Origin of the sequence: uncultured Enterovirga sp. (assembly GCF_964242715.1) — a bacterium.
Classification (GTDB): Bacteria; Pseudomonadota; Alphaproteobacteria; order Rhizobiales; family Beijerinckiaceae; genus Enterovirga.
The window spans coordinates 241,421-250,642 of record NZ_CAXTAZ010000001.1; the positions used below are offsets into that span (position 1 = coordinate 241,421).

The window sequence follows — 9,222 nt, forward strand, 5'->3', positions numbered from 1 at the left end:
GGCCTAGCGTCCCGCCAAGTCAAAAGATCAGGGCGGAAATGTCGGGATCGCGTGTCGGAAGCGTCGCGTCGGCCGCCAGGCGTCTCACCTGCCCGGTTGCCTGAGGGATCGCCGATGCTGTCCGACCGCTTCGAAGCCGACTACCTGCTCGAGACGCCCATCGAGGTCGCCCGCGCCGCCGAGATCATCGCCGGCGAACAGTCGAGCGGCACCTTCGTCGCCGTTCCCGGGGAGACGCCGGAGCTGAAGGAGCGCTCCGCGGCCCGGGTCGTCGCGCTCGAGGTCGTCGAGGAGGTAGCGGGCCGCTCGCTCCCGTCCGGCCGCGGCCCGCACCCGGACGAGCGGGTGACGCGCGCCAGGATGACGTTGTCATGGCCGCTCACGACCACCGGACCCTCCCTCCCCAATCTCGTCGCCACGGTCGCGGGCAATCTCTTCGAGCTGAAATGCGTCAGCGGGCTCAAGCTGCTCGACCTGCGCCTGCCGCCTGCCTTCGCCGAGGCCTATGGAGGGCCGCGCTTCGGCGTCGCCGGCACGCGGACGCTCGCCGGGGTTCACGACCGCCCGATCATCGGGACGATCATCAAGCCGAGCGTCGGGCTCGATGCCGAGGCGACTGCTTCCCTTGTCGGCGAGCTCTGCGAGGCGGGGATCGACTTCATCAAGGACGACGAGCTGCAATCCGACGGGCCCTACTGCCCCTTCGACGCGCGCGTCGCGGCGGTCATGCGGGTCATCGAGGCGCAGGCGGACCGGACCGGCAAGAAGCCGATGTTCGCCTTCAACCTGACCGGCGACCTCGATCAGATGCGCCGGCGCCATGATACGCTCCTCGCCCACGGCGCGACCTGCCTGATGGCGAGCCTGAACTCGGTCGGCCTCGTCGGGATGATCGAGCTCGCGCGCTTCGCCGAGCTGCCGATCCACGCGCATCGGAACGGCTGGGGCTATCTCGGACGCCACCCGATGCTCGGGTGGTCCTACGTCGCCTGGCAGAAGCTCTGGCGACTGGCCGGGGTCGACCACATGCATGTCAACGGCCTCGACAACAAGTTCTCCGAGACCGACGACAGCGTCATCAGTTCCGCGCGGACCTGCCTCACGCCGCTGTTCCCGGACAAACCCTGCACGGCCATGCCGGTCTTCTCGTCGGGTCAGACTGCACGACAGGCGCATGGCACCTTCGCGGCCCTGCGGAGCACGGACCTGATCATGACCGCGGGCGGAGGCATCATGGCCCATCCCGACGGCCCAGGCGCCGGCGTGCGCTCGCTCCGGGAGGCCTGGGACGCCGCGGTCGCAGGAATCCCGCTGGACGTTCATGCGCGAAGCCATCCCGAGTTGCGGCGTGCGCCCGGTGTCGCCGCGTGAGTGCACCGCGCGCCCTGCCCGCGGGGCCGCTCGTCGCGTTCTACGGCGACGATTTCACCGGCTCTTCGGCATCGATGGAGGCGCTCGCCTTCGCCGGGCTCGAGACGGTTCTCTTCCTGTCGCCGCCGTTGCCGGAGCGGCTCGCCGCCTTTCAGGGCTATCGCGGGATCGGGATCGCGGGGGCCGCCCGCTCCCGTAGCCCGGACTGGATGGACGAGCACCTTCCGCCCGTCTTCGGGCTGCTCCGGAGCCTCGGCGCGCCGGTGGTGCACTACAAGGTGTGCTCGACCTTCGATTCCGCTCCCCACGTCGGATCGATCGGCCGGGCTGCCGACATCGGCGCGCGAGCCTTCGGCGGCTGGATCCCGCTGGTCGTGGGCGAGCCGTCGATGGGCCGCTTCCAGAGCTTCGGCCATCTCTTCGCGCTGGCGCACGGGCGAGGATACCGGCTCGACCGTCATCCCGTGATGGCGCGCCACCCCGTGACGCCCATGTCCGAGGCGGATCTTGGCATACACCTCGCACGCCAGACCGACCTGCCGATTGGTCTCATCGACTTCGTGGCGATGAAGCGCCGCGAAGGGGACGCGAGGCTCGCGGAGCTCATCGAGGCGGGCCATCGCGTCATCTCGATCGACGTTCTCGATGAGGAGACGCAGGTCGAGGCCGGGCGCCTGGTCTGGGAATGCGGGCAGGAACAGGTCTTCGCCATCGGTTCGCAGGGGCTCGAGATGGCGCTCGCCGCCTATTGGCGAGCGTCGCGGCTGCTACCGGAGGCGGCGTCGCCCCCTCGTCCGGCGCCCGTGGGGCAGATCGCCGTAGTGTCGGGCTCGGTGTCGCCGGTCACCGCCCGGCAGATCGCCGCCGCCGGGCAGAGCGGCTTCACGCCGATCCGCGTCGCGGCCGAGCGTGCGGTCGACGCCCGGTCCTGGGATGGCGCGATCGCGGAGGCCGTCGAGCGCTCGCTCAGTGCGCTGTCCGCCGGCGCGAGCCCGCTCGCCTTCACGGCGGCCGGTCCGGACGATCCGGCCGTGTCGCGCCTTCGCGACGCCATCGCGGTCTCGGGGCTCTCGGCCGAAATGGTCAATGACCGGATCGGCGCGGGGCTCGGCCGCCTGCTCGACGCGGTGCTCAGCGCCTCGCGCCTGAAGCGAGCCGTCATCTCCGGCGGGGACACGTCCAGCCACGCTGCGGCGATGCTGGGCATCGACGCGCTGACGGCGATCGCCCCGATGGCACCAGGCTCACCGCTCTGTCTCGCCCACGCGACAGCGCCGGAGCGCAACGGGCTGGAGCTGGTCCTCAAGGGCGGCCAGGTCGGCGGCGACGATTTTTTCCAGGTCGTTCGCCACGGCGCGGCGTCATGAACGGCAGAGGCGGGAAGGACACCATGCGACTCCAGGGAAGAATTGCGCTGGTCACGGGAGGAGCGCGGGGTATCGGCCTTGCGATCGCGAAGGCGCTTCACGCGGAGGGCGCCGTGCCGGTCCTGGCCGACGTCAACGAGGAAGGCGCTCGGGACGCGCTCGCGACGCTGGCTGCGACCGACGGCATGGCCGAGAAGGTCGACGTGGCAGACCAGGACTCCGTCACCGCCCTGATCGACGCGATCGTCGCCCGCTACGGCCGGCTCGACATCCTGGTCAACAACGCCGGGATCGGAGGCAACACGCCGTTCCTCGACATCACGGCCGAGGCCTGGAACCGCACGATCGGGATCAACCTGACCGGGGCCTTCTTCGTCGCGCAGGCGGCCGCTCGCGTGATGGCGAAGCAGCGCGCCGGGAAGATCGTCAACATCGCCTCGCTCTCCGGCCAGCGCGGCGGCCATGGCCGCGGCGCCTACGGTGCCGCGAAGGCGGGGCTCGAGCTTCTCACCAAGGTGATGGCCGTCGAACTCGCCGAATTCGGCATCAACGTCAACAACATCGCGCCCGGCGCCATCGAGACCGAGATGGCGAAATTCGCCCACGATGGGCCGACGCGCGCCGCCTATAACTACCTGATCCCGATGACGCGGTACGGCACGCCGGAGGAGGTCGCCGACGCTGCGGTGTTCCTCTGCTCGGACGAGGCCCGCTACGTTCACGGCCACACGCTCAACGTCGATGGCGGGTTCCGGGAGGCCGGCCTCATGTTCCGCGGCTCGAAGGCCGCCCCACCGGCATAAACGAGCCCGCGAAAGGCCTGGCCACCACCAACACGAAAGGGAGGAAAACATCATGACCCTGACCATCAATCGCCGAAGCTTCGCGACCCTCGCCGGAGCCGGGGCGATCTCCGCTGCGCTGCCGATCCGCTACGCGCATGCTGCCGAGCACACATTCAAGATCGGCACCAACGTGCCCGCTTCACACCCGCTCAACATTCATCTCACCAAGGCGGCGGAGCAGGTGAAGCTCGAGACGAATGGCAGGTTCGAGTTCCAGCTTTTCCCGAACAACCAGCTCGGCGCCGATTCCGACATGCTGTCCCAGCTCCGCTCCGGCGCGCTGGAATGCTTCCTGAATTCCGGCGTGAACGTGCTGTCCACCATCATCCCGGCGGCGGCGATCTCCGGCGTCGGCTTCGCCTTTAAGGACTACCCGGCTTTATGGGGCGCCATGGACGGCAAGCTCGGCGCTCACCTGCGCAGCCAGATCACCCGCGGCGGCTTCGTCGTCATGGACAAGATCTGGGACAATGGTTTCCGCATGATCACGAACAGCGCGAGGCCGATCGTGCAGCCGGAGGATCTCAAGAACATGAAGATCCGGGTTCCGGTCAGCGCGCTGTGGCTGTCGCTGTTCCGGTCGCTCGGCGCATCGCCGACCGGACTGAATTTCGCGGAAGTCTATTCCGCGCTGCAGACCAAGGTCGTCGACGGCCAGGAGAATCCGCCCGCCATCATCTCGGCGGCCAAGCTCTTCGAGGTGCAGAAATACTGCTCGGTGACCAATCACATGTGGGACGGCTGGTGGTTCCTGATGAACCGCCGGTCCTGGGGACAGGTGCCGGCCGACCTTCAGGCGATCGTGACCCGGGTCGTCAACGATGCCTGCATCGCCGAGCGCGCGGAGGTCGCCAGCCAGAATATCAGCCTGCAGAAGGAACTCGCGGCCGCCGGCCTGATCTTCAACGAGGTCGACCCGGCTCCCTTCCGTGATACGCTGTCGAAAGCCGGGTTCTACAAGGAATGGCGCGGCAAGTTCGGCGAAGAGCCGTGGGCTCTCCTCGAAGAGGCCGTCGGCAAGCTCGCCTGAGCGCGCCGGTCGACCGTCATCACCCGCCGCCCTCCGGAAGGCGGCGGGCCATTCCCGAGCCAGATTCCCGAGCGACGCACCGATGGCCGATGCAACTCCGATCACCGAGATCCAGGCTTTCGCGGTCGAGGAGCAGGTGCCGCCGCGGCCGTCCGGGCGACTGCGCTTTCTCATGGGACCGCTCGAGGCGATCTCCGCCGCCCTGATCGTCGGACTGATCGGGCTCGTCCTGGTCGCGGTGTTCTCGCGCTACATCCTGGGAGCGCCGATCACGGCGGCCGACGAGATCGCGTCCTTCGTTTTCCTCTGGATCGTGATGTTCGGCTCGGTGATCGCCATGGATCGCAACGAGCATCTCCGATTGGCGCTTCTCCTGAACGGCGCCGGGCCGCGGCTGCGAGGTCCCCTCGAGGCCACCGGCCTTGTCGTTGTCGCGACCTTCCTCGTCGCGCTGCTGCCATCGGCCCTCGAGCATTGGCAGGACGAGTTCCCGGTCGTCTCGCCGGGCCTGGAAATCTCAACCGCCTGGCGGGTGGCCGGGATCCCCATCGGGATCGGGCTGATGCTGGTCGTGCTCGCCGCAAAGCTCTGGCACGACGTTACGAGACGCGATCTCTTGACGGCCATCACGGTCGTGGCCCTGGCCGTCGGAGCGCTCTGGCTGCTCTCGCCCGTCTTCGCCGGACTCGGCCGGGCCAATATCCTCGTCCTGCTCGTCGCCGTGATCGCCGTCTGTCTCGCCATGGGGGTTCCGATCGCCTTCTGCTTCGGCGCGGGCGCGATGGCGTTCCTGGTCTTCTCGACGAGGCTTCCCGTGACCGTCATCGTCGGCCGGATGGACGAAGGGATGTCGAGCCTGATCCTGCTCTCCGTCCCGATCTTCGTGCTGCTCGGCTGCATTCTCGACGCGACCGGCATGGGCAAGGCGATCGTCGACTTCCTCGCCTCCCTGCTCGGCCATGTGAAGGCCGGCATGTCCTACGTCATGCTCGGCTCGCTCTACCTCGTGTCCGGCATCTCCGGCTCCAAGGTGTCGGACATGGCGACGGTGGCGCCGGCGCTGTTCCCGGAGATGAAACGGCGCGGGAACCGGCCGGAAGAGATGGTCGCGCTCCTCGGGACCGGGGCGATCATGGCCGACACCGTCCCGCCCTCGATCGTGCTGATCGTGATCGGTTCGGTCGCCGGCATCTCGATCGCGGCGCTGTTCGCCAGCGGCTTCGTCGTCGCCTTCTTCCTGCTCTTGATCCTGGCGGTGGCGGCGCGCTGGAGGGCGCGCGGCGAGATGATGGGGGGCGTGCGCCGGGCACCTCTGCCGGTGATCGGCAAGGCGCTGATGATCGCCGCGCCGGCTCTCGTCCTTCCCTTCCTCGTCCGCGGGGCCGTGACGGAGGGCGTCGCCACCGCGACGGAGGTTTCGACCATCGCGGTCGTCTACGCCCTGATCGCCGGCATGATCCTGTATGGCGGCATCAAGGCCCGGGACATGTACCGGATGCTGGTCGAGACCGCGGCGATGACGGGCTCGATCCTGATCATCCTCGGCACGGCCTCGGCGGCCGCGTGGGTGCTGACCCAGACCGGCTTCGCGCAATATCTCGCCGGGGTCATGAAGGGCCTGCCCGGAGGCTGGATCGTCTATATGGGCGTGACGGTCGCGGTGTTCCTCACCTTGGGCTGCCTCCTGGAAGGCCTGCCCGCGATCGTGCTGCTGGCCCCGTTGATGTTCCCGATTGCCAAGGATCTGGGCATCCACGGCGTCCACTACGCGATGGTGGTCGTCGTCTCGATGAATATCGGCCTGTTCGCGCCCCCCATCGGCATCGGCTATTATATCGCTTGCTCGATCGGGAAGGTGGACCCCGATTCCGCCATGACGACGATCTGGTTCTACTTGGCCGCGCTGGTGCTCGGCCTGGTCGCGATCGCACTCGTGCCGGCCATCTCCATCGGGCTGCTCTAGGCGCTGTCAGATGGACCCCGGCCTCGGTCGATCGGCCGATAGGGTCGCCCATCGTCATACATGGCGAGCGAGGCTGCTCCGTCCAATGGCGAACCGCAACTCGGCCTCCCCCATCAGGTTGGCCGTCATTGCAGACCGCAGGAGATTTTGGCGGTGCCGCGTTTCTTCTTTCATGTGACCGACGGGCACGCGTTCGCCTACGATCAGGAAGGGACCGATCTCTCGGAAAACGCCGTCCACGTCGAGGCTTTGGACAGCGCCCGGAATTTGATGGCGGATGGCGATCAGCGCGGATTGTGTCGGCGCCACTGGGAGATGACCGTGGCCAATGAGGGTGGCGAGCCGATATTCAAGCTGGCCTTCGGCCACGCCCTGCGGGCCGACCATCTGCGCACGGCCGATCTGCTCGACCTGAAAGGAAGACGGCTTGGCCGACCTTCGCCTTGAGGTCGCCGCGTCATTGTTCCTTCGTTCAGGACGTCGGCCCACGCATGCGGAATTCCTCTAGAGCCCCGACACGAGCCCGGAGCTTTCGCGAATGTGCAGGTAGGCAGGATCGAATTGCCCTTCGGCGACCAACGCTGGCCAGTCCAAGATTGTGAGCGTGCGCTTTTGAATGGAGATCAGGCCGTCGTTCCGCAACTCCGTGATCGTTCGGTTGACGTGAACGTCTGACAGACCGAGCGCATCCGCAATCTCCAACTGCGTCATAGGAAAAGGGCAGCTATCGACGGAACCCACGCCGACGGCGCGGCAACGGGTGAAAAACTCGCACACCAGATGGGCCAGGTGGCCCCTCGCCGTTCGCTGGCCCATGCTGGTGAGCCACTCTCGAAAGATCGCTGCATCGATCAGCGTGTCACGCCAGAGGGCCTCCGTGACACGGGGATGCGCGGCCAGAAACCCCCGCATGCCCTGATGCGAGATGAACGCCACCGTGCAAGGGACGAGGGCCGCGAGGCCGTGGTCCATGTTTGGGAGAAGGAGGCTCTGCAAATCCGGAATATCGCCCGGCGTATGGAAGGCGAGTATCTGACGCTTGCCGTCGGGAAGGACCTTGTAGCGATGCATGAAGCCGTCAACCAAAAGACAGCATTCCTGGCCCACGTCTCCGTCGCGGATGAAATCCTGGTCGTGCTTTAGGTCGGTCATTCGCACGGGCAGACCAGCAATCGCTTTTCGGTCGGCGTCGCCAAGGACGGCGATGCTATCCAACTTTCGCAGAAGCATTGCTGTGGCTCTGGACATAATACTCCGCGCTCTTGCTATTTCATCGCGCGAGGCGCATTCAGACGCATCGCTGGCCGGTTCAGGGCGCTTGCGGCAGAGAGACCATCGTGCTCCCGCCTGTCCGGGATCACGCCATGCCGCGTTATTTTTTCAATGTGACCGATGGACGGTCGTTTGTCGACCCAAACGGGACCGAGCTACCGGACGTCTACGCCGCGCAGGCCAGAGCCATTCAGACCAGCGGCGACATGTTGCGGGACATGGCCGGCAAGTTTTGGACTGGCGAAAGCTGGAAAATGGAAGTCCACGACCAAGCCGGCCGGGAGCTGTTTACCCTGACGTTTTCGGCTCAGGAGCATCTGTCTTAGCGCGACATCTCGGGCTTCGTTGGCCGCAGCGGGCCATGAAGCCTGTCGACCACTGACCCGAGACACGACTCGCCACGCGGGTGGTGGTAGCGCATCTCCGCCAAGTCTGAGGTTTGAACGACGTCCATCCTAGCGCCGTTCAGCGCCTGGCCCAAGCAAGGGCCCGCTTCCGTCGCGGTCCACCAGCGATGGCGCCGGGTCCGTGATCCAAAGCGCCGCTCTCGAGTTCTGAATGTCGGCGTCCGAGAGCGGCCCGAGGTTCCGGCTTAAAACTGGCGCCCGGGACCGCCATCGAGCCACCTCATCAACTGTGGGGGCAGGCTGCTGCTCGTGCTCCTGAATTGGCCAGCACGGGGAGAAACGATCACGATATCTCCATAGGCTCGGTAGGCTCCATAAGGGATTGGGATCCATTCCCGCCTGGGTTGCTGCCACTCGGCGACAATGCTCGGTCTCCTTCCCGCTTGAGATCGACCCCGTGCGTCCTTGATGCGGCCGCGTTCCGCGTTTGCCCATCCAATCCGGCGCCGCTCCTCTGCCGCCCGGTCGGCGATGCGTCTCCGCTCAAGTCTGGATTGTCCGGTTCGAGGTTGATTGAGGCGGGGCTGACCGATCCGAGCCGCCTCCGCATTCGCTTGGTCGATGCCTCTCTGCTCGACTGTGTCTCGTTCAGCCTGGCCTTGCCCTAAACGGGCCTGCTCCACCCGCGCGGCCTCGGCCCGCGCCTGCTCGACACGCCCCTGCTCGGCTCGGGCTTGCTCGGCTTTGGCCTGGGTCAGCCGATACTCCTCGACCCGAGCGGCCTCGGCCTTCGCCTGCTCGATGCGCCGCTGCTCGGCTCGGGCTTGCTCGGCTCCTGCCAGGTCGAGACGGGCCTGCTCCGCCCGGGCGATCTCCGCCCTTCCTTGTTCGATGCGCCTCTCCTCTGCTCTAGCTTGCTCGGCTTCAACTCGAGCGAGCCTGGCCTGCTCAATCCGAGCGGCCTCCGCGTTCGCCTCCTCGATACGCCCCTGCTCGGCCTTGGCCTGCTCGGCTTTGGCCTGGGCCA

Annotated in this window: 8 protein-coding genes and 1 pseudogene; 7 read left to right on the forward strand and 2 right to left on the reverse strand. The window is 66.9% G+C overall.

Annotated elements, in window-relative coordinates; genetic code table 11:
• Nucleotides 1–114 precede the first annotated feature (114 nt).
• The 6 genes from ACFE87_RS01150 (at nucleotide 115) to ACFE87_RS01175 (ending at nucleotide 7,023) form a co-directional block, all read left to right on the forward strand.
• Nucleotides 115–1,371, forward strand: coding sequence for a ribulose-bisphosphate carboxylase large subunit family protein (locus ACFE87_RS01150; RefSeq protein WP_375457751.1), 1,257 nt, complete (start codon nucleotides 115–117; stop codon nucleotides 1,369–1,371).
• On the forward strand, nucleotides 1,368–2,738 hold the full coding sequence (locus ACFE87_RS01155; RefSeq protein WP_375457752.1) for a four-carbon acid sugar kinase family protein: 1,371 nt from the start codon (nucleotides 1,368–1,370) through the stop codon (nucleotides 2,736–2,738). Before ACFE87_RS01150 ends, ACFE87_RS01155 begins: the two co-directional genes overlap by 4 nt.
• Before the next feature lie 23 nt (nucleotides 2,739–2,761).
• The gene (locus ACFE87_RS01160) at nucleotides 2,762–3,541 is read left to right on the forward strand and encodes an SDR family NAD(P)-dependent oxidoreductase (protein ID WP_375457753.1); all 780 of its coding nucleotides are present in this window, start codon (nucleotides 2,762–2,764) and stop codon (nucleotides 3,539–3,541) included.
• 52 nt (nucleotides 3,542–3,593) lie between these two features.
• Nucleotides 3,594–4,613: a TRAP transporter substrate-binding protein gene (locus ACFE87_RS01165; protein ID WP_375457754.1), complete on the forward strand. Its 1,020-nt coding sequence runs from the start codon at nucleotides 3,594–3,596 to the stop codon at nucleotides 4,611–4,613.
• An 82-nt stretch (nucleotides 4,614–4,695) separates the two neighbouring features.
• Nucleotides 4,696–6,576, forward strand: coding sequence for a TRAP transporter large permease subunit (locus ACFE87_RS01170; protein WP_375457755.1), 1,881 nt, complete (start codon nucleotides 4,696–4,698; stop codon nucleotides 6,574–6,576).
• A gap of 153 nt (nucleotides 6,577–6,729) precedes the next feature.
• Entirely contained in the window at nucleotides 6,730–7,023 is a 294-nt protein-coding gene (locus ACFE87_RS01175) for a DUF6894 family protein (RefSeq protein ID WP_375457756.1), read from the forward strand.
• A gap of 57 nt (nucleotides 7,024–7,080) precedes the next feature.
• On the opposite strand, the gene ACFE87_RS01180 is transcribed toward ACFE87_RS01175, so the two are convergent.
• Nucleotides 7,081–7,806, reverse strand: a complete 726-nt coding sequence (locus ACFE87_RS01180) for a Crp/Fnr family transcriptional regulator (RefSeq protein ID WP_375457757.1) — start codon at nucleotides 7,804–7,806, stop codon at nucleotides 7,081–7,083.
• Nucleotides 7,807–7,940: 134 nt separating this feature from the next.
• Between ACFE87_RS01180 and ACFE87_RS01185 the strand changes: the two genes are divergently transcribed.
• Nucleotides 7,941–8,174 carry a DUF6894 family protein gene (locus ACFE87_RS01185; RefSeq protein WP_375457758.1) on the forward strand — a complete coding sequence of 78 codons (234 nt, stop codon included), beginning with the start codon at nucleotides 7,941–7,943 and terminating at the stop codon, nucleotides 8,172–8,174.
• Nucleotides 8,175–8,440: 266 nt separating this feature from the next.
• On the opposite strand, the pseudogene ACFE87_RS01190 reads toward ACFE87_RS01185, so the two are convergent.
• Nucleotides 8,441–9,222, reverse strand: a pseudogene (locus ACFE87_RS01190) (hypothetical protein); the annotation flags it as partial.